General features: G+C 73.8%; 21 protein-coding genes. 11 read left to right on the top strand and 10 right to left on the bottom strand.

The features are described from left to right. The first annotated feature begins 14 nt into the window (after positions 1 to 14). Genes IE195_RS11165 through IE195_RS11140 form a run of 6 tightly spaced genes read left to right on the top strand, consistent with a single transcriptional unit; the run spans position 15 to position 8,016 of the window. Positions 15 to 1,001 (top strand): UbiA family prenyltransferase, encoded by a 987-nt coding sequence (locus tag IE195_RS11165; protein ID WP_191270263.1) that lies wholly within the window; start codon positions 15 to 17, stop codon positions 999 to 1,001. Then, positions 998 to 2,344: a protoporphyrinogen/coproporphyrinogen oxidase gene (locus tag IE195_RS11160; RefSeq protein WP_191270261.1), complete on the top strand. Its 1,347-nt coding sequence runs from the start codon at positions 998 to 1,000 to the stop codon at positions 2,342 to 2,344. The genes IE195_RS11165 and IE195_RS11160 overlap by 4 nt, the downstream gene beginning before the upstream one ends. Further along, the gene (locus IE195_RS11155) at positions 2,344 to 3,951 is read left to right on the top strand and encodes a class I adenylate-forming enzyme family protein (protein WP_191270259.1); all 1,608 of its coding nucleotides are present in this window, start codon (positions 2,344 to 2,346) and stop codon (positions 3,949 to 3,951) included. The genes IE195_RS11160 and IE195_RS11155 overlap by 1 nt, the downstream gene beginning before the upstream one ends. Further along, positions 3,948 to 5,600: a CoA transferase gene (locus tag IE195_RS11150; protein ID WP_191270257.1), complete on the top strand. Its 1,653-nt coding sequence runs from the start codon at positions 3,948 to 3,950 to the stop codon at positions 5,598 to 5,600. The genes IE195_RS11155 and IE195_RS11150 overlap by 4 nt, the downstream gene beginning before the upstream one ends. Next, on the top strand, positions 5,600 to 7,213 hold the full coding sequence (locus IE195_RS11145; RefSeq protein ID WP_191270255.1) for a class I adenylate-forming enzyme family protein: 1,614 nt from the start codon (positions 5,600 to 5,602) through the stop codon (positions 7,211 to 7,213). Before IE195_RS11150 ends, IE195_RS11145 begins: the two co-directional genes overlap by 1 nt. Next, positions 7,213 to 8,016, top strand: a complete 804-nt coding sequence (locus IE195_RS11140; protein WP_191270253.1) for a methyltransferase — start codon at positions 7,213 to 7,215, stop codon at positions 8,014 to 8,016. The genes IE195_RS11145 and IE195_RS11140 overlap by 1 nt, the downstream gene beginning before the upstream one ends. Before the next feature lie 79 nt (positions 8,017 to 8,095). On the opposite strand, the gene IE195_RS11135 is transcribed toward IE195_RS11140, so the two are convergent. Together IE195_RS11135 and IE195_RS11130 are read right to left on the bottom strand one after the other, a co-directional pair. After that, the gene (locus tag IE195_RS11135; RefSeq protein WP_191270251.1) at positions 8,096 to 8,542 is read right to left on the bottom strand and encodes a carboxymuconolactone decarboxylase family protein; all 447 of its coding nucleotides are present in this window, start codon (positions 8,540 to 8,542) and stop codon (positions 8,096 to 8,098) included. 199 nt (positions 8,543 to 8,741) lie between these two features. After that, complete coding sequence (locus tag IE195_RS11130; protein ID WP_191270249.1) at positions 8,742 to 10,610, bottom strand: CPBP family glutamic-type intramembrane protease; 1,869 nt, start codon at positions 10,608 to 10,610, stop codon at positions 8,742 to 8,744. A 77-nt stretch (positions 10,611 to 10,687) separates the two neighbouring features. Between IE195_RS11130 and IE195_RS11125 the strand changes: the two genes are divergently transcribed. Continuing rightward, entirely contained in the window at positions 10,688 to 11,440 is a 753-nt protein-coding gene (locus IE195_RS11125) for a TetR/AcrR family transcriptional regulator (RefSeq protein ID WP_191270247.1), read from the top strand. Positions 11,441 to 11,640: 200 nt separating this feature from the next. Here the strand turns inward: IE195_RS11125 and IE195_RS11120 are convergent, their stop codons facing one another. Further along, positions 11,641 to 12,258 (bottom strand): stage II sporulation protein M, encoded by a 618-nt coding sequence (locus tag IE195_RS11120; protein ID WP_191270245.1) that lies wholly within the window; start codon positions 12,256 to 12,258, stop codon positions 11,641 to 11,643. A 182-nt stretch (positions 12,259 to 12,440) separates the two neighbouring features. Here IE195_RS11120 and IE195_RS11115 point away from each other — a divergent pair, with 182 nt between their 5' ends. Beyond that, entirely contained in the window at positions 12,441 to 13,175 is a 735-nt protein-coding gene (locus tag IE195_RS11115; protein WP_191270243.1) for a MerR family transcriptional regulator, read from the top strand. A gap of 31 nt (positions 13,176 to 13,206) precedes the next feature. Here the strand turns inward: IE195_RS11115 and IE195_RS11110 are convergent, their stop codons facing one another. The 3 genes from IE195_RS11110 to IE195_RS11100 all read right to left on the bottom strand — a co-directional run bounded on the left by IE195_RS11110 (position 13,207) and on the right by IE195_RS11100 (position 16,142). After that, a complete protein-coding gene (locus IE195_RS11110; RefSeq protein ID WP_191270241.1) occupies positions 13,207 to 14,415 on the bottom strand; it encodes a cysteine desulfurase-like protein in 1,209 nt (402 codons plus the stop codon). Between the two features lie 139 nt (positions 14,416 to 14,554). Beyond that, on the bottom strand, positions 14,555 to 15,652 hold the full coding sequence (locus IE195_RS11105) for a M20 family metallopeptidase (protein WP_191270239.1): 1,098 nt from the start codon (positions 15,650 to 15,652) through the stop codon (positions 14,555 to 14,557). Positions 15,653 to 15,677: 25 nt separating this feature from the next. Continuing rightward, a complete protein-coding gene (locus IE195_RS11100; protein ID WP_191270237.1) occupies positions 15,678 to 16,142 on the bottom strand; it encodes an Lrp/AsnC family transcriptional regulator in 465 nt (154 codons plus the stop codon). Between the two features lie 82 nt (positions 16,143 to 16,224). On the opposite strand from IE195_RS11100, the gene IE195_RS11095 reads away from it, so the two are divergent. Together IE195_RS11095 and IE195_RS11090 are read left to right on the top strand one after the other, a co-directional pair. Beyond that, positions 16,225 to 17,187, top strand: coding sequence for a DMT family transporter (locus tag IE195_RS11095; protein WP_191270235.1), 963 nt, complete (start codon positions 16,225 to 16,227; stop codon positions 17,185 to 17,187). Next, positions 17,181 to 18,401 (top strand): aromatic amino acid transaminase, encoded by a 1,221-nt coding sequence (locus tag IE195_RS11090; protein WP_191270233.1) that lies wholly within the window; start codon positions 17,181 to 17,183, stop codon positions 18,399 to 18,401. Before IE195_RS11095 ends, IE195_RS11090 begins: the two co-directional genes overlap by 7 nt. 46 nt (positions 18,402 to 18,447) lie before the next feature. Here the strand turns inward: IE195_RS11090 and IE195_RS11085 are convergent, their stop codons facing one another. From IE195_RS11085 to IE195_RS11070, 4 genes are all read right to left on the bottom strand, one after another. Beyond that, positions 18,448 to 19,731 (bottom strand): AI-2E family transporter, encoded by a 1,284-nt coding sequence (locus tag IE195_RS11085; RefSeq protein ID WP_229826164.1) that lies wholly within the window; start codon positions 19,729 to 19,731, stop codon positions 18,448 to 18,450. A gap of 317 nt (positions 19,732 to 20,048) precedes the next feature. Beyond that, complete coding sequence (locus IE195_RS11080) at positions 20,049 to 20,258, bottom strand: hypothetical protein (protein WP_191270229.1); 210 nt, start codon at positions 20,256 to 20,258, stop codon at positions 20,049 to 20,051. A gap of 148 nt (positions 20,259 to 20,406) precedes the next feature. Beyond that, positions 20,407 to 20,943 (bottom strand): pyridoxamine 5'-phosphate oxidase family protein, encoded by a 537-nt coding sequence (locus IE195_RS11075; RefSeq protein ID WP_191270228.1) that lies wholly within the window; start codon positions 20,941 to 20,943, stop codon positions 20,407 to 20,409. A 250-nt stretch (positions 20,944 to 21,193) separates the two neighbouring features. Next, positions 21,194 to 21,955, bottom strand: a complete 762-nt coding sequence (locus IE195_RS11070) for an SDR family oxidoreductase (protein ID WP_191270226.1) — start codon at positions 21,953 to 21,955, stop codon at positions 21,194 to 21,196. A gap of 188 nt (positions 21,956 to 22,143) precedes the next feature. Between IE195_RS11070 and IE195_RS11065 the strand changes: the two genes are divergently transcribed. Then, positions 22,144 to 25,332 carry an AfsR/SARP family transcriptional regulator gene (locus IE195_RS11065; protein WP_191270224.1) on the top strand — a complete coding sequence of 1,063 codons (3,189 nt, stop codon included), beginning with the start codon at positions 22,144 to 22,146 and terminating at the stop codon, positions 25,330 to 25,332. Positions 25,333 to 25,407 lie beyond the last annotated feature (75 nt).

Below are 25,407 nucleotides of genomic sequence, written 5' to 3'. Positions count from 1 at the left end.
CGCCCAAAAAATCGATGACCGACCACCTGACCGCACCCCCGGCAGCACCGAGTCCGCCGGCGGCCGCACCGCGCCCCACCCTCGGCGCCTACGCCCGGCTGGCCAAGCTCGACATCGTCGACTACTACATCGGCCTGCCGCTGGTCTTCGCCATGACCCTGCCCCTGCTGGGGCTGCGCGTCCAGAACCTCGGCTTCCTGCTGTTGGTCCTGGTCGCCGAGATCGCCGTGGTGGCCGCGATGGTCGCCTTCGACGACGTCACCGGGTACCGGGACGGCTCCGACGCCGCGAACTACGGCTCCGACGCGGCCCGGCGCAGGCTCGCCCGCAAACCCCTGGTCGCGGGCACCCTCACCGAGCCCCAGGCGCTGAACTTCGGGCGTGCGGCGACCACCGCGAGCGTGCTGCTGTGGGCCCTGGTGGTGGCACTGGCCCCGCACCGGCCGCTGTGGGCCGTGGCCGGCGCGGCGCTGTGCCTGGTCGCGTCCGTCCAGTACTCCTGGGGGCTGAAGATCAGCTACCGGGGGTTCCAGGAACTCTTCCTCATCGGACTGGGTGTCGGCTGGGTCCTGGTCCCCTACGGGCTGCTCGTCGGGCAGGTCGACGGGTTCGTCGTCGTCCAGGCGCTGATCTTCGGGGGCGGCCCGATGATCTTCGGCCTGTACTCCAACACCAACGACGCCGACGGGGACCGGTCCGCCGGGCGGATCACCGTCGCCGCGCAGGTCTCGTCCCGCACCAACACGGCCTTCATCGTCGCGCTCACCGCGGCGGAGACCCTGCTGGTCACCGGTTCGCACCTGGTCGGTGTCGCCCCGTGGTGGTTCCCTGTCGTCCTGCTGCCCGTCATCGCCCTGCGCGCGGCCCAACTGTTCATCGGGTTCGTCCGCGGCGACATCCTGCGCGCCCGCCGCATGGCCATCCACACCCACCGGGTCACGGTGGTGCTGCTCATCGGCGCCAACCTGCTCGTCCCGTTCCTGCCCGGGATGTCGGTGTGAGCGCCCCCGTCGACGTGGCGGTGGTCGGCGCCGGACCCGCCGGGCTCGCCACCGCGCACCTGCTGGCCGCCGCCGGGCACACCGTGCGGGTCCTGGAGGCCGCCGACGCCGTGGGCGGGCGGATGCGCACACTGCGCACGGACGGCCACCTCGTCGACACCGGAGCGGAGATGCTCCCGTCCGCGGACGCCTACCCGGCCACCTGGCGGCTCATCCGAGCCGTGGGCCTGGACGCCGACCCGCGGGCGGTCCCCCTGGTACGCGAGGCCCTGTCGGTGTGGTGGCAGGGGCGGTCCCGCCCGCACGCCGGCCGCCCCCTGGGCCTGCTCACCGGCATGGGCCTGCCCCTGCGCGCCCGCCTGGACCTGGCACGCCTGCAACTGCGGCTGGGCAGGGCCGGGCTGGACCCCGACCGGCCCGAGCGGGCCGCGCTCCCCGAACGGACCGTCGCCGACCTCCTGCAGCACCACCACCCGCACCTGCGCGAACGCCTGCTGGGCCCGCTGGCCTCCGGGTTCTTCGGGTGGCCGGTGGAACGCGCCGCCGCCGCGCCCTTCGCCGCCCACCTCGTCGCCTCCGGCAGCACCGCGACCTGGCGCACCTACCGGGACGGGATGGACACCCTCACCCGGGCGCTGGCGGCCCGGCTCGACGTGCGCACCGACCACCCGGTCACCGGGGTGGACCCCGGCCCCGGCGGGGTGCGCCTGGACTCGCCCAGAGGGGCACTCACCGCCCGGTCGGCCGTCCTGGCCGTACCCGCCCCCGTCGCCGCCCGCCTCCACCCCGGGGCGCCCCCGGCCGAACGCGAGTACCTGACCTCCTGCGGGTACGCGCCGATGCTCCGGCTGTCCCTGATGCTGGACGCACCGCTGTCCCCGCGCGGAGCACGCCGGGGCTTCGCCCACCTGGTGCCCGGGGACCCCCTGCTCGCGGTGGTCACCGTCGACCACGCCAAACACCCCGGCCGGGCGCCCCGGGGGCGGGGCCTGGTCTCCCTGATCGCCACCCCCTCGGGAACGGAGGAACTGCTCGACGCCCCCGACGACGTGGTGGTCCGGCGTCTGGTGGAAAGGGCCGAACGAATCCTTCCCGGAGTGGGTGCGCGCGTGCGAGGGGCGCTCACCCACCGCTTCCGGCACGGTCTGCCCCTGCCCGAACCCCGGACGCTGGCCGCGCGCCCCGCGTTCGCCGCCCGCCCCCCTGCGGCCGTCGACTACGCCGGGGACTGGACCTCGCTGCGCCCGTGCAGCGAGGGGGCGGTCACCTCGGCGTTCACGGCCGCCGAACGCGTCTCGGCCTTCCTCGCCGCGACCCGCGAACCGACCCCGATCGAGATCTGATGACACTGCTGAGCAAACCCATTCACCTGGGCACCCTCTTCGACGACCTGACCGCGCGCGGGTCCACCACCGCGGTGCGGTTGAGCCGCCCCCTGGACATCGCCCCGGAGGCGGGCCCCGAACTCGACGTGCCCGGAGCCGCGGCCCTGGTGCGCCGGGCCGCCGGATGGTTCGCCGAGGCCGGTGTGCGTTCGGGGGACCGGGTCGCCATCGCCAAACGCAACCACTGGGACTACGTGCTGCTCTCGTGCGCCGCCGCGCGTCTGGGCGCCGTCCCCGCCTCGCTGTCGGCGCACCTGGCCCCGGGCACCCTGGAGGTCCTGCTGCGCCGGTTGGACCCGGCGCTGCTGGTCACCGACACCGACCTGCTCCGAAACGCACGGGACGCGGGCCACGCCCCCTCGGCGCACGCCCGGCGCACCCTGGTCGTGGACGGGGCCGCCGAGGGCGCGCTCTGCCTCGGCGACGTGCGCGGCGGCACCGCGCCCCCGCCGCGCCGCCCGCACCTGGACGCCCCGCTGGCGGTCATGCACACCTCCGGGACCACCGGTGTGCCGAAGCTGGCCGTGCACTCCACCCGCACCATCATGCGCAGGCTGGCGGGGTTCGAATCGCACCGGTGGCCGGTGCTGGGCAGCCGCCGCGACGACACCGTCACCTCCTCGTTCTCCTACGCGCACGGCCGCGCCCTGGCCTGGACCGCGGGGGTGCTGTGGCTGTTCCCCGAAGCGGTCTCGGTGATCACCTCGGCGGACTGGGCCGAGGCCGGGCCCGCGCTGCGTCGGCACCGCCCCACCACCCTGGAGGCCCAACCCGCCACCCTGGTGCGCTGGCAGCGGCGCCTCGACGAGGCGGGGGAGGGCCTGCGGCGGGTGCGGTTGTTCGTCAGCACCTTCGACGCGGTGCACCCCTCCACCGTCCGTACCTTCCTCGACGCCAGCGAACGCCGCACCCCGGTGTGGATGCAGGGGTGGGGACAGAGCGAGACGGGGCCGCTGACCTTCCGCTTCTTCACCCGCCGCTCGCTGGCCCAACGGCAGGGAGTCGAACCCGCCACCCGCGACCTGGGGCGCCCGATCCCGGGCCGGGCCCGGCTGCGCGCCGTCGACCCCCGGACCCTGCGCCCCGTACCGGCGGGCACGCCCGGCCTGCTGTTCTGCCGCACCGACGCCCTGTGCCTGGGCTACGTCGGCGAGGAGGGCCGCTGGCGGGACAAGCTCGTCGGCCAGTGGTGGAGCACCGGCGACATCGGCTCCGTCGACCGCACCGGCAGGGTTCGGCTGGTGGACCGGGAGGTGGACGCCCTGGCCGAGGGCGGCTGCCTGGAGATCGAGGACGTCGTCGACGAACGGCTCCCGCAGGTGCTGGAGTGCGTCGTGCTGGGGGTCGCTGACGGCCCGCCGGTCCCGGTGGTGGCCGTCGAGGACGGGTCCCTGGAACCCGGTGTGTGGAAGGAGGCCGTGTCCGACCTGCCGACGATGGCCGAACCGGTGGTCCTCACCTGGGACGAGCTGCCGCGCACCGGAACCGGGAAGGTCCGGCGCAACGCGCTGCGCGAGCACCTGGGGCTGCCCGCCGACACCCGTGGGCGGGGGCGGTGGACATGACCGCGACGGCGGTTGCCGCCGCCCCGTTGGCGGGGACCGCGGTGCGGGCCGTGGGCGACACGGTTCCGGTGCGGGTCGCGGCGTCCCGGTTGCGGGCGCTGGGCTGCGCGGTCGATCGGGTGGGCGGCAGACCGCCCGCGGCCGCGTCCGCCGGGCGGATCGACCTGGTCACCGGACCCGCGGGAACGGCCTCTCCGGTCGGCTGCGACCTCGCCTGGTCGCTGCCTTCCGTGCCCCTGGCCGACGAACGCGACGTCCAGGCGGCGTGCGGCCTCGCGTACCTGCACGGGCGGTCCCGGGGCGGCCCCCGGTTCCTGCCGGTCGACTACGCGTCGCTGTGCGCGGGAGCGCTGGCGGCCCAGGCGGTGGCGGTCGCGGCGCTGACCCTGCTCCGCGGAGGACCGGCCCTGCGGGCGTCGGTTTCGGTGGCCGGGGCCGCGCTGCTCGCGGTGGCCCCCTACACCGCCGAGGCCACCGCGACCCGGGGGACGCCGCCGTCCCCGGGCCCGGGGGAGCCGCCGCCGTTCCGGTCCGCCGACGGCGTCCGCTTCGAGATCGAGACCCTCGACCCCGAGGCGTGGCTGCGGTTCTGGGAGGCACTGGGTGCGCCCACGGCCGCGATCGCCGCCGGGTGGGCGCCGTTCCAACGCCGGTTCGCCACCGCGGTGTGCCCGCTGCCCGCGGCACTGTTCGCGGCCCTGGCGTCCGTGCCGTTCACGGCCGTGCGCGACCTCGCCCGGGAACACGGTGTGGGCGCGGTCCCCCTGCGCCCGCTGGCCGACGTCACCGACGAGGCCGAGCCGCCGCGGCGCCTCCGCGGCCTCGACGCGCCCGCGGGACCGGACCTGCCGCCGTGGTCGGCCACGGGCCCGGGACCCCTGGCCGGGCTGCGGGTGGTGGAGGCCACCAACCGGGTCCAGGGTCCCCTGGCCGGACTGCTGCTGACCCTGCTGGGCGCCGACACGGTGCGCGTCGAACCGCCGGGCGGCGACCCCATGCGCGGCGTCCCGCCCCTGGCCGGCGGCCTCTCGGCCCGCTTCGCCGCGTTCAACCGGGGCAAGGAGGCGGTTGAATGCGACCTCAGGACCGCCGGGGGCCGCCGCGCTGCGGCCGACCTGGCGGTCGACGGCCACGTCCTGCTCTACAACTGGCCGCCCGGCCGGGCCGAACGGTTCGGCCTGGGCGTGGACGACCTCACCGACCGCGCCCCGGGCCTGGTGCACGTCCACGCCGACGGGTGGGCCGGTGCGGAGCCCTCTCCCGGGGTCCCCGCCACCGACTTCCTGGTCCAGGCCCACGGCGGGATCGCCGACCTGCTGTTCGACGGTGTCACGGATCCGGCGCCCTCCCTGGTCACCCTCACCGACGTCCTCGGCGGGATCCTCGCCGCCGAGGCCGCCCTGGCCGGTCTGCTGCTGCGGTCCCGTACGGGTGTCGGTGCGAGCGGCCGGACCGCGCTGGTCGACGCCGCCCGCCTGCTGCGCCGGGTCGGGCGCGGCACCGCCCACCGGCCCCGGACCGGCACAGCGCCGGTCGCGGACCCGGCGTCGGCGGCCCGGACCTTCCCGGAGGCCTTCACCAGGGTCCACGGGACGGCCCTGCCCCGGGCACCGTGGACGTTCGTCCCCCTGACCGAGGAGGGCCGCTGATGACCTGGACCTCCTCCGCGGGGCTGTCCCTGACCGACCCGGTCCCCGCCGACCTGCGCGCCCGGTGGGTCCGGGAGGGGTTGTGCCCGGGCCTGGACCTGCACTCCCTCTTCCTGGAGCGGGTACGCGAGGACCCCGGGCACGAAGCGGTCGCGGACGGGCGCGGCAGCCTGGACCGCGCCGCTCTGGCCGCGCGGGTCCGACGGGCCGCCGCCGCACTGGCCGCCCGCGGGTGCGGTGAACGCGACGTCATCGGGGTGCTGCTGCCCGACGGTCGGGACGCGGTCGCCGTCGAACTCGCCGCCGCCGCCCTGGGCGCGGTCTCCCTGCCCGTCCCGCACGGGCGCCCCCGCGCCGACGTGCGCTCCCTGCTGGGGCGCTCACGCGCCGCACTGGTGGTCACCGACCCCTCCCGCGCGGACGACGTCGAGGGCACCCCGGCCCTGGTCGTGGACACCGCGTCCCTGGACCCCGACGGCCCGTTCGCGCACACGGGGGTCCCCGAACCCGTGCGCCCCGACCCGGAGTCGCCCGCCCGCTTCCTCGTCTCCTCCGGTTCGCAGGGGCAGCCGTCGATGGTCGCCTACTCGCACAACGCCGTGGCCGGGGGACGGGGCAACTACGTGGGGGCTCTGCTCTCGGGCCCCGGTCCCGCACGCGCCCTCGTGCTGGTCCCCCTCGCCTCCTCCTTCGGCTCGTTGGGCATCGTGGCGCTGGTCCGGCACGGGGCGACCCTGATCGTCCCCGGGCGGTTCGACCCGGTGGCCGCGCTGCGCGCCGTCGAACGCCACCGCCCCACCCACCTGGTCGGCGTGCCCACCATGCTGCGCCGCGTCGCCCTGATGCGGGAGGGGGCCGACGTCTCGTCGCTGCGGATGGTCGTGGCCAGCGGGGCGCCCCTGCACCGGGAGGTCCGCGACCTGTGCGCGCGGCGTTTCGGTCGGCCCGTGGTCAACGTCTACGGCTCCACCGACGGGGTCAACTGCCACACCGGGCACGACCCCGACGCCTGGGAACCGGGTATGGCCGGCCGTCCGGACCCGGCCGTCACCGACATCCGGGTGTGCGATCCGCGGGGGCGGCCCCTGCCGGGCGGGGAGGTCGGGGAGATCCGGGCACGGGGTCCGATGACGCCCCTGTGCCATGTGGCCGACCCCGGCCTGGACGCGGAGCGGCGCGATCCCGAGGGGTGGGTGCGCACCGGGGACGCCGGCCGCCTGGACGCCGACGGTGTGCTGTGGGTCGTGGACCGGTTGAGGCGCACGGTGATCCGGGGCGGGGTCAACCTCTTCCCGGCCGAGGTGGAACGCGCCCTGAACGCCCACCCGGCGTTGGGCGAGGCCCAGTGCGTGCCCGTGCCCGACCCGGACCTGGGGGAGCGCATGTGCGCCTGCGTGTGCCCGCTGCCGGGAGTGGATCCGCCCTCGCCCCGGGAGCTGATCTCGCACCTGCGTGAGGGGCACGGCGTGGACACGCGCGCTCTGCCCGAACACGTGGTGTTCCTGCCCGCGCTGCCGCTCGGCCCCACCGGGAAGGTGTGCACCGCCACCTTGTCCCGGATGGCGGCCGAGGCTGTCGGCGACCGACCGAACGCACTCCCAGGAGGCCCCTGATGACGGACACCGCCACCGCGGATCCCGGCTACGTCTTCGACAACCACAACGAGAACGCCCGCGACCAGCACCGGTTCCTGGCCGCCGCATACGACCCGCTGACCACCCGCAGGCTGGACGGGGCCGGTGTCGGGCCGGGGTGGCGCTGCCTGGAGGTGGGCGCGGGCGGCGGAGGTGTCGCCCACTGGCTGGCCCGCCGGGTCGCCCCCGGCGGCTCCGTGGTCGCCACCGACGTCAAGCCCGACCACATCGCCCCCGCTGAGGGGCTGCGGGTGTGGCGGCACGACGTCACCAGCGACCCCCTGCCGGAGGCGGAGTTCGATCTGGTGCACTCCCGTCTGGTACTGCTGCACCTGCCCGAGCGGATCGAGGTCCTCAACCGGTTGGTGCACGCCCTCAAACCGGGCGGGGTGCTGCAGTTGGACGAGTTCGACATCACCTACGGCCCGTCGCTGCTCATGCCGGACACGGGGGCGCGGGAGCTGTACGAGGAGTTCCTGTCGGCCAAGATCCGGGTGATGTCCCGTGCGGGGGCCGACCCGGCGTGGGGGCGCCACGCGGCCGGGGCGATGCGCCGTGCGGGCCTGGTGGACGTCGACCCGCAGCCGCACGTGGAGCTCTGGGACTCCGGTTCTCCGGGGGTCCACCTCATTGCGCACCACACCCGCCACCTGCGGGACGCGTTCGTGCGGGAGGGGATGACCGACGGGCAGTTGGCCCGGGTGCGTGGTCTGCTGGCCGACCCCTCGTTCCGGGCCTGTTCCTGCGTGGTCTACTCGGTGCAGGGACGCCGCCCCGAGTGAGCCCCGCCCCCGGCGAGGCCCGCGGCGAGGCCCGCGGTGAGGCCTCCGGTGGGGTCCCGCCGGGGCGGGGTCGGCGCGGTCAGCGCGCCGACGGGGCCATGCCGGTGCCGACCCCCAGCCGGTTGTAGAGGTTGATGAGGGAGACGGCGGTGATGAGCGCGGCCGTCTCCCGCTCGGACAGGTGCGCGGCGGCCGCGGAGTAGACCTCGTCGGGCAGTCCGGCCTCACCGACCCGGGTCAGGGCGTCCACGAGCGCCAGCGCTGCGCGTTCGGCCTCGGTGAAGTGCGACCCGGCCTCGCGCCAGGCCGCGACGAGGGCGATGCGCCGCGGTGACATCCCGTCCGTGAGGGCCTGGTGGGTGTGCAGGTCGACGCAGAAGGCGCAGCCGTTGAGGACGGAGGCGCGGATCTTGACCAGGGTGTGCAGGTCCTCGTCGAGGGCGGCGTCCACCACGGCGTTGAGCCGGGCCAGTTCGGTGTACGCCTCGGGCAGATGCTGTGCAACCTGTACGCGGGCCGTGCCCATGGTTCGTCCTCGGTGTCGTACGCGTCCGGACACGGGGTGCCCGCTGAACACCGGAAAACTACCAAGGGTCACCGGTTTGGTGCTTTGGGTTTCCGAATGGTCGTCCTGGCGGTGATGGGTCCCGGTTTGGCCTGGGAGTGAGCCCCTTCCGCCGGTGGGAACGCGCACCGCCTGACCGGTCGTGGCGCCGAGGCGTCTGTCAGCCCCGGTCCGTTCCGTTCGCGCCGGTCCGGACCTCGGCGCCGTAGCGGCGGGCCAGGGCGTGGAAGCCCTCCTTGGGTTCCCAGTGGCCGTCGTCGGGGGACAGCTCCGACTCCGGGCTCGGCGGGCGCACGATCCCGAAGCTGGCCATGTCGCAGTCGCGGGCGGGGTCGGGGGAGTACCGGCAGTCGCCCTCGACGAACATGCACAGGAACGCGCCGTGCACGTCCTCGGTCTCGTACACGTCGATCAGCCTCTCGATCGTGTCGGCCTGCACGCTCTCGTCGCGGACCAGGCCGCCGCGCACCCGGCGGTCGTCCAGGTCGCGCCAGTCCAGGGGGTCGCCGCCGGAGCCGCCCCTGGTCTCGGCGCCCCGGTAGGAGCAGCAGCCGAACTCGGTGACCACCACCGGTTTGCCCAGCCGGTTCAGGGCGCGCAGCCCCTGCCGGTAGGAGCTCCGGGTGCTCTCGTCGAGGTAGTAGTCCACCCCGATGATGTCGAAGGGCGTCCAGTCCACGGTCTCCCAGGTGCCCGAGCCGTAGGTGAGCGGACCGGGGAAGTGCTTCCGCGCGGTGGCGGCCAGGCGGCCCAGCAGCCGGTTGAGCCTGCGGTTGTAGTAGGAGGGGAACAGGCTGAACACGTACAGGGCGCGCCCCCGTTGACCCATGTGGCGTCCGGGGAGGATGCCCCGGTTGAGGACGGTCAGTTCACAGCCCACGTTGAGCACGATCCGGCCGGGGTACTCGGCGGCGAGCCGCCCGGCGAGCTCGGCGGCGCGCTCCACGTGGTCGATGGTCTCGTCGTGCCCGGCCTCCGGGGAACGCGGCTGCAGCCACACGTCCAGGCCCTGCTCCAGGGCGAGGCGACAGGCCTGATCCAGGCGGTCCGGGTCGTGGCCGAACAGGGACACGGCCGTGCAGTGCAGGTCCTCGCGGATGACGCGCATCTCCTCGCGGACCGCCTCGGGGTTCCAGCGCTCACGCGAGTTCTGTCCGGGCACGTAGCTGGAGCCGACGTCGTACATGATGCCGCGCACGGGGATGCGTCGGCGCGGTAGGGCGTCCCCTTCCGCGGGCGTCTGCACGAGTTCGGGGCGGGCGGCGAACAGGAAGTGGACCACCAGGTAGGCGGCGATGGCGCCGCCCATGTTCAGCCCCAGCTCCCAGGCCCGGGCGCTGGTGGTGAAGGTGAGGCCGGCGCCGTCCAGCACGATGGCGGTGGCGGTCAGGGCCAGGCGCACCCCGACCCCCGCCCAGATCCCGGCGGTGCTCATGCGCAACAGCCCGAGGAAGAGGCCCAGGAGTGCCAGGTTGACCAGTTCTCCGGTGTGGCCCAGCACCAGGGAGGCCGAGCCCGCGAACAGCACGGCCTGGGTCAGGAGCACGACGCCCTGGGACAGGTGGAACCCCAGCATGTGCTGGACGTAGCCGCGGAAGACCAGTTCCTCGGGCAGGATCTGCGCGGTGAGCATCAAGGGGGCCAGGAACAGGGCGTTCAACGCGGCTGCGGGCAGGGCGTCGGGATCGAGGGCGGCGTTGCCGGTGTTCAGGGCCGTGACCGTGATCAGGGTGACCGCGACCCAGCAGGGCAGGGCCGCGGCCACCAGCGGGGGCCAGGCACGGGCGGGGGTGCCCAGCCCGGTCGAGGCCACCGTGCGTCCGGCGGTACGGCACAGCACCCACAGCAGGGGGATGAGCACCAGCACCGCGGCGGCCGAACGCACCGCCAGGCCCAAGGGCCGGTCGGGTTCGGTGGCCAGGGCGGGGACCAGTGCCTGGGCGGCCGTGCCGACCAGGGTGAACACCAGGACCAGTAACGCGATTCGGGGCAGCACGCCGCGCGCCCGGGGCGGGTAGGACTGGTTCAAGGGGGCCTCCTCAAAAACTCCGCACACTGTTCGATTAATGTAGAACGGTGTACGGAGTTCTGGCAAGGGGGAGCCGAGTGGGCAGTACACGCAAGGGCATCGAGGCCACCCTGGACCTGCTGTGGGCCGGGCTCGGGCAGCCCCGACGCGGTCCCCGCCACCAGCTCACCGTGGAACGGGTGGTCGAGGCGGCCATGGCCGTCGCCGAGGCCGAGGGGGTCGAGGCGCTGTCCATGCGCAGGGTCGCCGCCCGCCTGGGGGTCGGCGCCGCCACCCTGTACACCTACGTGCCGGACAAGGCAGCCCTGCTGGCCCTGATGGTCGACGAGATGGTCGGGCAGGCGCCCCTGCCGCACACTCGCCCCGGCACCTGGCGGGAGAAGGTCGAGGCCTGGGCGCGCGAGGACCTGGCCTCCTTCCGGGAACACCCGTGGTTGGCCGGGATCGTCACCGGCCCGTTCGTGGGCCCCAACGGCTTCGCCTGGACCGACTCCGCCATCCGGGTCTTCGACGGCACCGGCCTGAGCGCCGAGGAGGCCCTCGCGGTGGTGGAGGCCGTCGACGGCCTGGTCCACGGCCACCTCGCCAAGGTGGTCGCGGCCGACCGCGCCGAACGCTGGACCCTTCCCGACGGACGCTCGTTCGCCACCGTTCAGGAGAGCTACCTGACCACCCGCTGGATCGGTTCGGGCCGTTTCCCCGCCATCGAACGCCTGGCTGCGCCCCTGGCGCCCGCGGAGGTCTTCGAGCGGGCCCTGGCCTGGCTGCTCGACGGGGTCGAACGCAGGATCACCGAGGTCCGGGCGGCCCGGAACGACGCCCGGGGCTGAGTGGTCGGTCCGGCCGCCGCGTCCGAGCCGTCGGCAACGTCGGCAATCCGCCGCCCAGGGTTCGGCAGCAGGATGCTCAGGAGTGGCAGGCGTTGAGGCACCGGCCTGGGAGGGGCGGCATGGTCGGCGGTACGTCAGCGCCTCAGGACCAGGAGCGGGCTGGTGTGTTGGTGGCGCTGACCCCGGCCTTCAGGTCGGGGTCAGCCCATCAGCATCCGGGGGACGACGTAGACGAGTGAGTAGGCTTCGTAGACCGCGCCGATGACCAACAGCGCCAGTGCGGGCAGGCTCAGCCAACCGAACTGTCGCAACCCGCGCGCGTATCCCTGACGGCGGTTGGGGGCGCCGACCGCCGCGGGGCGCAGCCAGGCCCTTCCGAGAACGTAGGAGCCGAGCGAGAGCAGGATGTAGGCCTGGAACTCGATGACCATCGTCAGGGAGTGCGGGACGAGGAGCGTCGCCATGGTCTCGTCGACCGGAGCGAGGATCACGCCGCTCTCGAACGTCTTGTGGACGAGCAGGGCGATCCCGGCGAAGGGTACGACCAGCGAGGGCAGCAGGATCTTCAGCACGCCGACCGTCAGCACGTTGACCGCGAGGATGGTCAGGGCGAAGAGCCAGACGTTCCCGAGCAACGACACCACCAGGTCCGCCGTTCCGTCGTCCTCCTGACCGGTGACCAGTGCCGCGGTCAGTTCGGGGAAGAGCATCCCCACCGCCAGACCGGCCAGGAGCACGCCGTACACGATCGCGTTCAGCACGAGGTAGGCGCCGAGGTTGGCGCGGATGATCCGGAATGGTTGGCGAAGGATGCGCATGGGTCCTGCTCCGGGGTCGAGAGAGGCGGCGGGCCGCTCGGGCCCCTTCGCCCGACATTGCGCACCATGACCTCGGGGCAGGGTCAAGCCCGGGTCGGACACTTGACCCTGCCCCCGGGGCAGGGGGTGGACTGCGCGTGGAGTGCGGGACCCCGCACCGGCGGTGCAGGAGGAGGAAGCACATGGCGTGGAGTACCCAGCAGGTTGCCGAACTCGCCGGGACCACGGTCAAGGCCGTCCGGTACTACCACCGGATCGGTTTGCTGGACGTGCCGAGGCGGGCTGCCAACGGATACAAGCAGTACGAGGTACCGCACCTGGTCCGACTGCTCCAGATCAGGCGTCTGAGTGATCTGGGGGTCCCGCTGTCCGAGGTGGCGTCCATGGAGCGGGCGGACGAGCAGCCGGACGAGGCGATCCGCGTGCTGGACCGGGAACTGGAGGCGACGGTCAACCGGCTCAACCGGGTCCGGGAGGAACTGGCCCTCATCCTGCGCCATCGCGCGCCCGCGTACGTTCCGCCGGAGTTCGCGTCGATCTCCGGTGACCTCTCCGAGCGGCAGCGGTCCCTGCTGATGGTCTTCTCGACCGTGCTCAGCGAGGACTCCGTCGAGAGGTTCCGTGATCTGATCAGTGAACCCGACGAGACGGACGAGGAGTTCGAGGCCCTGCCGCCGGACGCGGACGACGCCGTGATCGAAAGTCTCGCCGAACGCATACTGCCGGTCGTTCTCCGAGGCCGGGAGGAGAATCCGTGGTCGCGGGCCCCGACGGTGGACGCGCCGCGTGGTGCGGAGCACGCCGCGCAGACGATGGCCGAGGCGGTCGTGCAGTTGTACAACACCGCGCAGCTACGCGTGCTGAAGCGCTTGAACGAACTCCTCACCGAAGAGGCCGCGACCGGCGACGCGCCCTGACGGGTGCCGGGGCGCGTCGCCGCCGTGGCGGTCAGGCCCCCAGGTGCTCGCCCAGAGCGGTGAGCAGCCGGTCGACGTCCTCCTCCGACACGTACGGTGCCATACCCACGCGTAGTCCGGCCTCGTCGTCCAGACCCAGCCGGGCGAAGGCCTCCTGGGCGTAGAAGCTCCCGGCCGGAGCCAGGACGTCCCGTTCCGCCAGGGCCCGGGAGACGTCCAGGCTGCGCCGACCGGGGAAGGCCATGAACAGGGTCGGAGTGCGCTCGGCCGCCCTCGAAAGCAGGACGACCTCCTCACCGAGGGCGGCCAGCCCCGACTCCACCCGCTTGCGCAGGGCGTGTTCGTGTTCGGCGATCGCCTCGTACGCGGCGACCAGGCGCGCCTGCCTCGACGAACCGCCCGGGCTCAGACCCGCGAGCACCTCCACCGTCTCGGTCGCCCCGGCCATGGTCTCGTAGGGCAGGGTGCCGAACTCGAACCGCTCCGGCACGTCGTTCGTGGAGGGCAGCAGCTTGTCCGGGGTGATCGACTCCAACAGAGCGGGGGAGGCGGCCAGCACCGCGCAGTGCGGGCCGAGGAACTTGTACGGGGAACACACGAGGAAGTCGGCGCCCAGTTCCCCAGCGTCCACGGTCTCGTGTGCCGCGAAGTGCACGGCGTCCACGTACACGAGCGCCCCCACCGCGTGGGCGCGGTCGGCGATGACACGCACCGGAGGCTTGGTGCCGAGCAGGTTGGAGGCGGCGGTCACCGCCACCAGCCGGGTGCGCTCGTTGACCACCTCGTCCAGGTCGGACAGGTCCGGTTCGGCCGTGTCCGGGTCCAGGCCGATCCACCGCACCGCCGCGCCCGCCCGCTCGGCCGCCTGGATCCAGGGCCGCACGTTCGCGTCGTGGTCCAGCCGGGTCACGACGACCTCGTCACCGGGGCCCCACCCTCCGGACAGGTGTCGGGAGAAGTCGTAGGTCAACTGGGTGGCGCTGCGCCCGTAGACGATCCCCGAGGGGTCGGCGCCCAGCAGGTCGGCGTAGGCGCTTCGGAAGGAACGGACGGCCTCCTCCGCGTTGGTCTGCGAGACCAGACCGGCGCCCCGGATGGAGAGCGGGCCGGTGAGGGTCCTGGCGATCGCCTCTCCCACCCGCGCGGGGGTCTGGGTGCCCCCGGGTCCGTCGAAGTGCGCGATACCGGACTTCAACGCGGGGAAGCCGGACCGGAACGAGTCGAGGTCGAACTGGGGCATGGGGCTCCTTCGCTGCCGAGGGCGTTCGCCGACCACGATCGCACACGCCCGGACCCGCCCGTGAGGCCCGTGAGGCCCGGGAGGAGGAGCGGCGAAATGGTCGTAGTGGTGACCAGACCCGGGCGGGGACCCCGGGCACTCACCGCTGGAGGGAGCCCACCAACCCGGCGGCCAGGTGCGCCCGCTCCACCATGGCGCCGACCACCAGGTACTCGTGGTCGGCGTGCGCGCCGCCGCCGACCGCTCCCAGGCCGTCCAGGGTCGGTACCCCGAGCGCCGCCGTGAAGTTGCCGTCACTGCCACCGCCGACCGCCACGCCGCCGACCCCGGGCAACAGCCGCTGGGCCTGCGCCAGCAGCCCCTCCGCCACGGCCGCGGGCATCGGCGGACGGTTGACCGAACCCGTCACCGCGACCCGGGCCCCCTCCAGGTGCGGGGTGAGGGCTGCGAACGCCGCCTCGACCCGTCGGCGTTCCTCGTCCGTCTCGACCCGCACGTCCACGGTGACGACCGCCTCCGCCGGGACCACGTTGTCCGTGGTCCCGGCCGCGGCCACCGTCGGGGTCACGGTCGTCCCGGCCTCCGGGCGGTTCAGCGCCGCGATGTCCAACACCTGGTGGGCTGCCTCCACCAGCGCGTTCACCCCGGCCTCGGGTTCCAGTCCGGCGTGCGAGGCGCGGCCCCGCACGAACACCTCGAACGTGCCGCAGCCCTTCCGGGCGATCTTGAGGTGTCCGCCCTCGGCCGCCCCCTCGAACACCAGCACCGCACCGCAGGCGCGGGCCCGCTCCTCGATCAGCGCCCGCGAGTGGTGCGAGCCGACCTCCTCGTCGGCCGTCACCAGGACCTCCACCCCCGCCAGGTCGTCCAGCGCCGCCAGACCGTGTACGGCCTGCACCAGCCCGCCGAGCATGTCGTACACCCCGGGGCCGGTGGCGCGGCCCCCCTCCACCCGGAACGGGCGCCGCGCCAACGTGCCCAACGGGAACACCGTGTCGTGGTGGCCCAGCACCAGCACCCGGGGCTCACCCCCGCCCGACCAGTGCACGTGCGGCCCGGCCGGGCTCTCCACCAGGGCGGCCCGCCCGCCCAGCCGCCTCTCGACCAGCGCCGCCACCGCCCCGGCCGACCCCTTCAGGGACTCCACGTCACGGGAGGGGGACTCGGTCTCCACGAGCGTCCGCAGGTCTTCCAACATCGCGTCGACGCTCGCGCCGCCGTCTTCGTGCTTCACCATGCCGCAAGGCTAAGGGTGTTCGCACTCAGTCGATCGGCAGCGGGGAACTGGGTTTGGTGACGCTGATGGCGAAGGTCGTCTCGATCGAGGAGACCGCCGGGATCGCACGCAGCTTGGTGCGCATCAGCTCCTCGTAGGCGGCGAACGAGCGAGAAGCGACCTTCAGCAGGTAGTCGTGGTCACCCGCCAGCAGATAGGCCTCGGTGACCTCCGGGATCGCCCGGATGGCCTCCTCCACCCGCTCCACCACACCGGTGCCGTGCGAGTCCAGGCGCAGCCGCACGAACGCGGTGATGTCGAGCCCGACCGAGGCCGGGTCGACCACCGCCGTGTACCGGTCCAGCACACCGGACTGCTCCAACCTCCGCACCCGGCGCAGACAGGGGGAGGGGGACAGGCCCACCCGGTCGGCCAGGTCCTGGTTACTGATCCGCCCGTCACTCTGAAGCTCGTGCAGGATCCGCAGATCGATCTCGTCTAGTCCTTGCATGTGGCAGATCCTGCCAAAGTAACCTCCCGTGGAGCAATAATGAGCAATCGTCAGCCTCTTCTGTCCCCGTACCTTCGCTTCTATGAGCAGACCTACCGGGGCGACCCCCGCACTCGCCGTCGGGCTGGCGGCGATGGCGGCGACCGTGGTGCTGTGGGCCGGTTTCGCCCTGAGCATCCGCGGGATCGGCGCCTCCGACCTCACAGCCCTGGACACCGCCTTCCTCCGTTTCCTGACCCCGCTGGTCGTACTCGCCCCCTGGATCCCCCGCGCCCTACGGCGGGTGCGCCACGAACGCGGGGGAGTCCTGGCGGCGCTCTGCGTCGGTGCCGGACTCCCGTACTTCCTCATCGCCGCCTGGGGCGGTTCACTGACCAGCGCCGCCCTCGTGGGGATCGTGATCCCCGGCACGGTGCCGCTGTTCGTTACCGTGCTCGCGTTCGGACTCTGGCGCACCCGGGCCCGACCCGCCCAGCTGGGCGCGCTCGTGCTGATCGTCCTGGGCGTGGCGGTGACCGTGGTGGCCGCCGTCTCCCCGGACCAGGTCACCGGGGTCGCGGTCCTGCTCTGCGCCGGACTGGTGTGGTCGGTGTACACCCTGGCCCTGCGGGAGACCACACTCGACCCCGTCAGCGCCGCTGTCGTGCTCTGCGCCCCCTCCGCCCTGCTGTCCGGGGTGCCGATCCTGCTGCGCCTGGTGCCCTCGTCCCTGACCGGCGGAGCCGCCACCCGCGACGTCCTGACCTTCGTCGCGGTCCAGGGCGTCGGCGTCGGTGTGCTCGCCGCCCTGTGCTACGCCACCGCCATCCGCGTGCTCGGCGGTCCGGTCGCCGCCACCCTGGGGGCGTTGAGCCCGGTCCTCACCCTCGTCGTCGCCGCACCGCTGCTCGGCGAGCCCGTCACCGTCGCGACCACGGCCACCCTGCTGCTGGTGCTGACCGGGGTGGTCGCCTTCAACCTCCTCGCCGCCCGGCCCGCCCGGCGGCCCGCCCCGCCCCCCGCCGAAACCGCGGACCGAAGCCCCGAACTGGAGCCCTCATGCTGATGCCGTCCCTGCGGGAACCGCGCACCGACCCCCTCTGGCGGCTCACCGCCGCCTGCGACGCCGACCGGCGTCCGCACCGACTCGACCTCATCGTCGGCGTCTACCGGGACGACACCGGCACCTCGCCCGTCTTCGGCGCCGTCGCCGAGGCCGAACGCCGCCTCGCTGAACGCTCCCCCTCCAAGGAGTACCTGGGGCCCGCCGGAAACCGCGCCTTCACCGGCGCGCTCACCGAACTGCTCCTGCCCTCCGACCGGGTCCGGGAGCGCACGCTCGCGATCCAGTCGGTCGCCGGCACCGGCGCCCTGCGCCTCCTGGCGGAACTGCTGGCCGAGACCGGCCCCGACCGGACCGTGTACCTGGGCACGCCCGCCTACCTCAACCACCGCACCATCCTCGCCACGGCCGGGCTGCGTGTCCACGAGTACCCGATGCTGCTGGCCGACGGCCGCCCCGATCCCGACGCGGCGCTGGAGGCGATCGCCACCGCCTCCCCCGGGGACGTGCTCATGATCCAGGGGTGCTGTCACAACCCCACCGGCACCGCGATGCCGACGGAGCGCTGGGAGGAGCTCGCCCGCGCCATGCTCGCCCGCGGGGTGGTCCCGTTCGTCGACCAGGCCTACTTCGGCCTGGGGGACGGGCTCGAAGCCGACCTCGAGGGCATGCGGCGCATGCTCGACCTGCTGCCCGAAGCGGTCGTCGCGGTCAGCGCCTCCAAGGCGTGGGGCCTGTACAACGAACGCACCGGCTGCGCCGTCGTCGTCTCCGACGATTCCACCCGCAGGGCACACGCCTACGGCATCCTGGAGACGGTCGCCCGGGCCGGTTACTCCCAGCCCCCGGACCACGGAGCGCGGATCGTCCACGAGATCCTGCGGGACCCCGGCCTGTACACGGACTGGCTGACCGAACTGGAGGGTATGCGCGAGCGCCTGGGCGCTCTGCGCGGCGGTCTGGCCGACGCCCTCGCCCACCGGACCGGAACGACGGTGTTCGAACCGCTCCGCGAACAGCGGGGGATGTTCCTGCGGCTGCCCCTGGCCGAACCGGACATGGGACGGCTGCGCGAGGAACACGCGATCCACGGCCTGCCCTCCGGGCGGATCAACCTGGCCGGGGTCCCCACCCACCGCCTCGACCACCTCGCCGACGCGATCGCCCGCGTGCACAGGGTTTCCGAGCAGGCCGCCCGACCCCTGCCGGTGGGGTGAGCGACCGCGCGGCGACGCCCACCCGGGCTCCGGACGGGGCCGTGGTTCAGGACCGCTCGGCGGTCGGGCCGGAGGGCGGTTCGTCCGCGCCCGGCCCGGTCCTGGCCCGCTCCGGTTCCCCCTCGCCGTCCGCTCCCCGGGGGGTCTTCTCCCGGTGCGGACCCGGGCGGTTGCGCAGGAGCGCGGCGAGTACCGCAGCGATCGGGGTGGCCAGGAACAGGCCCGTGACCCCGCCCAGGATCCCGCCGACCGTGAGAACGACCAGCACCACGGCCGAGGGCAGTTCCAGGGCCTGCCCGTAGATCCGCGGCGCGAACACGTTGCTCTCCAACTGCTGCACGACGATCACCGCGGCCAGCACCACCAGGGCCACGATCCAGTTCTCGGTCACCAGAGCCACCAGAACGGCCAGGAGCCCGCTCAGGAAGGCGCCGATGATCGGCAGGAACGCGCCCACGAAGGTGAGCACGATCAGCGGGACCGCCAGAGCTGGGTCGATGAGCAGGAACAGCACGATACCGATGCCCAACGCGTCGAAGACACCCACCAGGGCCACCCCGCGCACGTAGCTGCCCATCACCCGGTAGGAGACCCGTGCGCCGTGGCGCAGACCCGGGCGGGAGGGGGGCGGCAGCAGGCTGGTGATCCAGTCCATGAGTTTGTCGCCCGAGTGTACGAAGTAGATGGTCAGGACGATGATCAGCACGATACCGAGCACGACCCGGGTCACGGCGGTGGTCGCCGTCCACGCGCCGGTGAGGATCTGGTTGGTGTTCTCGGTGATCAGGGACTGGGTCTCGGCCCAGGCGCTGTCGATCGCCTCGGTGAGCAGCGCCGGGTTCAGGCCGAAGGGCAGGTCCATGGCCTGGAGTTGGTCGACGGCGCTGTTGACGCTGTCCACCAGGTCCTCGAAACCCGCGACGGCGGGGGTCACGATCAGGGTGATGGCCGCGCTGTAGACCACCAGCGCGATCAGCAGGGTGATGGCGGTGGAGGACCCCCGGCCCAGCCCCGAGCGTTTGATCGGGTTGGGACGGCGCAGCCAGTTGGCCAGCGGCATGAGCAGCGCGGTGAGGAAGACCGCGATGATCAGCGGCAGGGTGACCACCGACAGGTAGGCGACCGCGTAGACCACCAGGCCTGCCAGTACGCCGATGACCAGGATTCGCCAGGCGGTGTCGCTGACCGTGCGCAGCAGGTCGCCGGCGCGCGCGTCGTCCTGGGTTTCCGGGGTCTGGGTTTCCGGGCCCCGGGGGTCCGGGGCCTCGTCGACGGGTTCGGCCTCCTTCCTTCGCGCACGGGCGCTCCGCGCGGCGTTCCACTTGTTCACAAGGGCGCCGACCCCTGGCCACTGGGCTTGCACATGGACTCCGATAACTGGGTGACACTGAGCTGGGCGATACAGAGTCTGTCCGGCTCGACCGGCCCGGGCCAGGAGGTTCGCGGGCGAGTCCGAAAAGGGCGTGTCGCGGTGTGATCAGGTGACGAAGTCCGACACGGCATGTTTCCTGGTGTCCCCGGGAGGATCCGGCCTCCGGCGCGTTGCTGTCCTCGACCACCCGGTCGTGAACGACCCGGGGCAGGTGGCTCGGGCCGCCACCGTCAGGCCGCACGCGCCCCGCCGGAGCGCGTGCGGCCTGACGCGGGCTACTCGGAGGGTTCGGGGACGGGCGGGCACTCGACGGTCGGGTTGACGCCGAGATAGTTCAGCGGACCGACGAAGACGGTCACCACGGTGCTGCCCAGCGTCGAACAGGAGGCCTCCGAGGTACTGAAGTAGCCGCGCTGGACGGCGGCGGCCAGCCCGATCGCCAACCAGAGCAGGACGAGTACCGAAAGGACGATGCTGGTGCGCACTGCTACCTCCTGGGGGGTGGGGCGGTAGGTGGTCGTCGGGGTTCTCGGTGCTGCGGGTTCCCTAGGGACCTTTACCCGCCGATCCCCCTTCCTCACCCGGTTTCCGGCCCCCGGGGCGGTTCGGGGGCTCGGCGCAGGGGCGCATCGGTCACCTCACGTCCCCGAACCGTTCCTCCTGCGGCCCGAACCGCCACCGGGTGGCTCCGTGGCCGACGTCGCCGGTGGGGAAGGCGTAGCCGGTCCCGGGGACGATCCCGTACACCGCGTAGGGCGGAGGACCGGCGGTCGGGGCGCCGTCGGGGCCGGTCAACAGGTCGCCCTCGGCGACCGGCGGCCACCCGTACACGACGGGGTAGGCCCCGGCCACCTCCTTCACCCGGTCCTCGTCCCGTATCCGCTCGACCCGCCCTTCGACCACCACGTCCAGGAGGCCGGTGGACACCGCCAGGCTCACCCGGGGCGAGGCCGCGAGCAGCCGGGCCTTCTTCGTTCCGTCACCGCAGGCGAAGTACGGCCGCCCGGCCACCCACACCGCCAGCAGCGGCCGGGTGTGCGGGGTCCCGCCCTCCCGGGGCAGGGTCAGCCAGTACGTCCCGCTCACCTCCGCCAGGTGGCCGAGCACCTCCTCCCAGGAACCGGGGGCGTCGTCGGTCAGGGCTTCGGCGCGGGGGTCGTTTGTGACCATGGCTCGGCCTTCCGGGATCGTGTCCTGTGGTGACGGTCACCCTAGTTTCCGGTGCCGACAGTCCGGGGGCGCCGTGCCCCTCGGGAGTGCCCTCGAACTCCCCGAGGCGCACGGCGAGGGCGGGATGGGCTCCGTCCCCCGAACCTGTCACTGAGGCCGTCCCCACCGGGAGGGTCGAGGGTGACGGTGGCGGTGTTCCTACCGGGACCGTCGGCCATGGCGTCAAGCCCCCGCGATCCGGCAACTCCCCTCAGGCGAGACCCTGGAGGGCGGGGCCGATACCACCGTCCACAGGCAGCTCCGCACCGGTGGTGAAGGTCGCCTCGAAGCCCAGGAACAGCACCGCCCGCGCCACCTCGGCCACCGTCCCGTGGCGGCCCATCGGAGTGGCCTGGTCACCGGCGGCGGCGATGGCGGCGCGTTCCTCCTCGGAGGCACCGGTGAACCCGCCCGAACGCGTGTGGATGAATCCGGGAGCAACGCTGTTGACCCGGACCCCGCGCGGCAGCAGTTCGGCCGCGAAGCTCCGGGCGAACCCCGCCACCGCCGCCTTGGCGCCGGTGTACACGCTCAGACCGGCCGTTCCGGTGGCGTTGGTGACCGACGTCGTGAACACGACCGAGCCGCCCTCGGCGAGCAGCGGCGCCAGCCTCTGCACGGTGAAGTACGCGCCCCGGGCGTTGATCCCGAACATCCACTCGTAGGTCTCCTCTGAGACCTCTGTGAACGGCTCCGCCGCGGCCACACCCACGTTCACGTGCAGGAAGTCGACCCCGCCCAGGGTCTGGCGCACCGTCTCGGCCAGCACGTCCGCGTCCCCGACCCGGGCGGCGTCCGCGCGCACCGCCTGTGCCCGGGGCCCGAACCTGCCCCGTACCTCCGCCAGGTTCTCCTCGTTGTTACCGGTCAGCAGGACCTGAGCCCCGCCGGCCAGGAGTTCCTCGACCACGCCCAGGCCCATACCGTGCGTCCCGCCGACCACCACGGCCCGCTTGCCCTCGTAGACACCCATGTCCGAACTCTCCTGTTCCCTTCCGCGGGCGGCCCGGTGACCGCCTCGACCGGTCGTCCCCACGCTGCCGGGCACCGCCACGGGTTCGCCACGGCTCCGCTACGGGTGGGCCCTCGAAAGCCCGACGGCGGCGGGGGAGAAGGGCGTCGCGAGTACGGGAACCGTTCCGCCCCCGCTACGGTGAGGGCATGCGATTCGGGGTCCTCGGTCCACTGTCGGCGCTGACCGACCACGGCGAACCCGTCCGGGTCCCCGACACCAAGGTCCGCGCCCTGCTCGTCCACCTGCTCCTGGCCCGGGGCCGTCCTGTCTCCGTCGACCGACTCGTGGACCACCTGTGGGGCGACACCCCGCCCGCCCGTCCCGCCGCAGTCCTCCAGGCCCGGATCTCCCAGCTGCGCGGCACTCTGGACGCTGCCGAACCGGGCGCCCGTGCCCTGGTCCGCCACCGTCCCCCCGGCTACCTCCTGGCTACCGACCACCTCGACGCCGTACTCTTCGAGGACCTCCTCGACCAGGCCGCCCGTGCCACCGACCCCCGCACCCGCGCAGACCGCCTCTCCCAGGCCCTGGACCTGTGGCGCGGCCCGGCACTGGCCGAGTTCACCCACGCCGGGCCCGGTCCGGCCGAGGACCGCTGGACCGAGCTGACCCGCTGGGAGCAGATGCGCCTGAGCGCCCTGGAGGACCTCGCCGAAACCCGCCTGGAACTGGGCGAGCACAGCGCTCTGGCCGCCGATCTCACCGACGCGGTGGCCCTCCACCCCTACCGTGAACGCCTGCACGCCGCCCACCTACGCGCCCTGCACGGGGCCGGACGCCACGCCGAGGCACTGGCCGCCTACACGCGCCTGCGCTCCCGCCTCGCCGAGGAGCTGGGGGCGGACCCCGGACCGGAGCTGTCGGCTCTGCACCGAGCCATGCTCGTCCGCGACCCCGCGCTGGACCCCGCGCCCCGCCCCGCCCCGCCGCCCGGACGCCTGCCCGAACCCGTGGACGCCCTGATCGGCCGGGACCGTCCCCTCCGGGAACTCGGCACCCTGCTCACCGAACACCGGCTCGTCACCCTGACCGGACCGGGCGGCGTCGGAAAGACCCGCCTCGCCCTGGCAGCCGGGGCGGCGCTCAGCTCCGGGGGAGAGCCCGAGAGCGAAGTGTCCGTTGCCGGGGACGGCGCCTGGCTGGTCGAACTGGCCGGACTCGCCCCCGGCGGTGACCCCGTGCCCCTCCTGGCCGCCACCCTCGGGGCTCGGGACGGGCACACCGGCGAGGGGCCCGAAGAGCTGGCTCGGATCGTGGCGCTGCTCAGGGGGCGGCGCGCCCTCCTCGTGCTGGACAACCACGAACACGTCGTCGCGCCCGTGGCCGCCCTGGTCTCCCACCTGCTGGGCGCCCTGCCCCACCTGCGCGTCCTCGCCACCGGCCGGATACCCCTCGACGTGGCGGGAGAACACCTGTACGCGGTGCCCCCGCTCGACCTGCCCGCCCCGGGGGCCACCGACCCCGACGAACTCGCCGCCTCGGGCGCGGTCCAGCTCTTCGCCGCCCGCGCCCGCGCGGCCCGCTCCACCTTCTTCCTGGGCCCCGAGAGCGCCCCCGCCGTCGTTACCGTCTGCCGCCGACTGGACGGTATCCCGCTGGCCCTGGAACTGGCCGCGACCCGCCTGCGCCACCTGGGCATCGACGAGGTCGTGGCCCGGCTGGACGACCGGTTCGCCCTGCTCGGCAGCGGCCGCCGCGACGCCCCCGCCCGTCAGCGCACCCTGCGTGCGGTGATCGACTGGAGTTGGGAGCCGCTCGATCCGACCGAACGGGCCGTCCTGTCCCGCCTGGCCGTGACCGCGGACGGTTGCGAACCGGACACCGCCGGGGCCGTCTGCTCCGGGCCGGAACCGGGGGAGGGGCCCGAGGAGGGCGAGGGGCCGGCGAACGTGCCCCCTGTGCCTCCGAACGCGGTCCTGGACCTGGTCGGCGCCCTGGCCGACCGCTCCCTCGTCACCGTCGAGGCCCATCCCGCCCGCACCCGCTACCGCCTCCTGGAGTCCGTGGCCGCCTACTCCCTGGAACACCTGGCCGCCTCCGGTGACCAGCCCCGGGTCCAGGACCGGCACGCCCGCCACCTCGCCGACCTCGCCGCCCGGGCCGACACCCACCTGCGCGGCCCCGACCAGCGCCGCTGGCTCGACCGTCTGGACCGGGAGGCCGCCAACCTGAACACCGCCCTGGACCACGCCGTCCGTGTCGGCGACACCGACCTGGCCCTGCGTCTGGCCGTGGCCTCCTGCTGGCATCGCTACCTGCGCGGACGTTCCGGACAGGCACGGCTGGCCCTGGACCGGGCACTCGATCTGCCCGGCGGGACCGCCTCCGCCCGCGCCGAGGCCGACCTGTGGCGGACCGCCTTCGCCGTACCCGCCACCGACGACGAAACGCACCGCCGCGCCCGTGTGCCCGAACACCTGGACCGGGTCACCGACCCGGTCGTCCGCGCCCGGCTCGCCTGGCTGATCGAACACCTCCGATGGGGGTTGGGCGACCGGGGCCTGGCCGCTGCCCGCGTGCGGGCCGCCCACGAGGCGGCCATCGAGACCGGGGACCGCTGGGGTGTCGAGGTCTCCCGGGTCACCCTGGCCTACGCCGCACTCGGCCGGGGCGACATCGCCGGGGCACTGGACGCGGCGCGGCGGGCGGAGAGCGCACTACGGGAACTCGGTGACAGCTGGGGTGCCCTCCAGGCCACCGACGCCCTCGCTCAGGCACTGGAGTCCCTCGGCGACCTGGACGGCGTCGCTGCCCACCACGAGCGCAGCCTGCGCCTGGCCGAGGAACTGCGTCTGTGGGGCAACGTCACCCTCGCCCTGTCCGGGCTGGGCCGAGTGGCCCTGCTCCGCGGTGACCTGGACCGGGCCGATGTTCTGCACGCCCGGGCCGCCGCCCTGGCCGCGGAGCACTCCGACGCGGGCGCCGAACAGTTCGCCGACGCCGGAACCGTCCTGGCAGCCCGTCGCCGCGGCGACCTCGACCACGCCGAACGCCTCCTGCGCCGCTGGGTGGACTGGAACCTGCGCACGGGCAGCCACGTCGGAACGGCGTTCCTGCGCACCCAGCTGGGGTACGTCGCTGAACAGCGCGGAGACGCCGCGGCCGCCCTGGACCTGCACACTCTGGCCCGGGCCGACGCCGAGGCCAGCGGTGACCCCCGTGCGGTCGCCGCCGCGCTCGAAGGGTTGGCCGGGGCGCACGCCCTGGCCGGGGAGCCGGACCGGGCCGCCGACCTGCTCACCGAGGCCGCTCGGCTCCGTGAGGGATCGGGTGCGCCGCTCACCGCCCCCGAGCGATTCGACGTCGACCGCGTCCTCTCCCGTCCGGGTACCTGAGCCCCGGCTCTGCACCCGACCGCCGGGACGGCTCGAAGCCGGCGAAAACGGATGGTGTGGCGGGCGGAACCGGCC

This window comes from Nocardiopsis terrae, assembly GCF_014651695.1.
Taxonomy (GTDB): domain Bacteria; phylum Actinomycetota; class Actinomycetes; order Streptosporangiales; family Streptosporangiaceae; genus Nocardiopsis; species Nocardiopsis terrae.
This window is presented reverse-complemented; position numbering and strand designations above follow the sequence as displayed.

Coding starts and splice junctions, on each gene's coding strand:
- IE195_RS11165 (WP_191270263.1), top strand. CDS start 15: ATGACCGACCACCTGACCGCACCCCCGGCAGCACCGAGTCCGCCGGCG.
- IE195_RS11140 (WP_191270253.1), top strand. CDS start 7,213: ATGACGGACACCGCCACCGCGGATCCCGGCTACGTCTTCGACAACCAC.
- IE195_RS11090 (WP_191270233.1), top strand. CDS start 17,181: ATGCTGATGCCGTCCCTGCGGGAACCGCGCACCGACCCCCTCTGGCGG.
- IE195_RS11115 (WP_191270243.1), top strand. CDS start 12,441: ATGGCGTGGAGTACCCAGCAGGTTGCCGAACTCGCCGGGACCACGGTC.
- IE195_RS11155 (WP_191270259.1), top strand. CDS start 2,344: ATGACACTGCTGAGCAAACCCATTCACCTGGGCACCCTCTTCGACGAC.
- IE195_RS11070 (WP_191270226.1), bottom strand. CDS start 21,955: ATGGGTGTCTACGAGGGCAAGCGGGCCGTGGTGGTCGGCGGGACGCAC.
- IE195_RS11110 (WP_191270241.1), bottom strand. CDS start 14,415: ATGCCCCAGTTCGACCTCGACTCGTTCCGGTCCGGCTTCCCCGCGTTG.
- IE195_RS11095 (WP_191270235.1), top strand. CDS start 16,225: ATGAGCAGACCTACCGGGGCGACCCCCGCACTCGCCGTCGGGCTGGCG.
- IE195_RS11145 (WP_191270255.1), top strand. CDS start 5,600: ATGACCTGGACCTCCTCCGCGGGGCTGTCCCTGACCGACCCGGTCCCC.
- IE195_RS11065 (WP_191270224.1), top strand. CDS start 22,144: ATGCGATTCGGGGTCCTCGGTCCACTGTCGGCGCTGACCGACCACGGC.
- IE195_RS11120 (WP_191270245.1), bottom strand. CDS start 12,258: ATGCGCATCCTTCGCCAACCATTCCGGATCATCCGCGCCAACCTCGGC.
- IE195_RS11105 (WP_191270239.1), bottom strand. CDS start 15,652: ATGGTGAAGCACGAAGACGGCGGCGCGAGCGTCGACGCGATGTTGGAA.
- IE195_RS11150 (WP_191270257.1), top strand. CDS start 3,948: ATGACCGCGACGGCGGTTGCCGCCGCCCCGTTGGCGGGGACCGCGGTG.
- IE195_RS11135 (WP_191270251.1), bottom strand. CDS start 8,542: ATGGGCACGGCCCGCGTACAGGTTGCACAGCATCTGCCCGAGGCGTAC.
- IE195_RS11100 (WP_191270237.1), bottom strand. CDS start 16,142: ATGCAAGGACTAGACGAGATCGATCTGCGGATCCTGCACGAGCTTCAG.
- IE195_RS11075 (WP_191270228.1), bottom strand. CDS start 20,943: ATGGTCACAAACGACCCCCGCGCCGAAGCCCTGACCGACGACGCCCCC.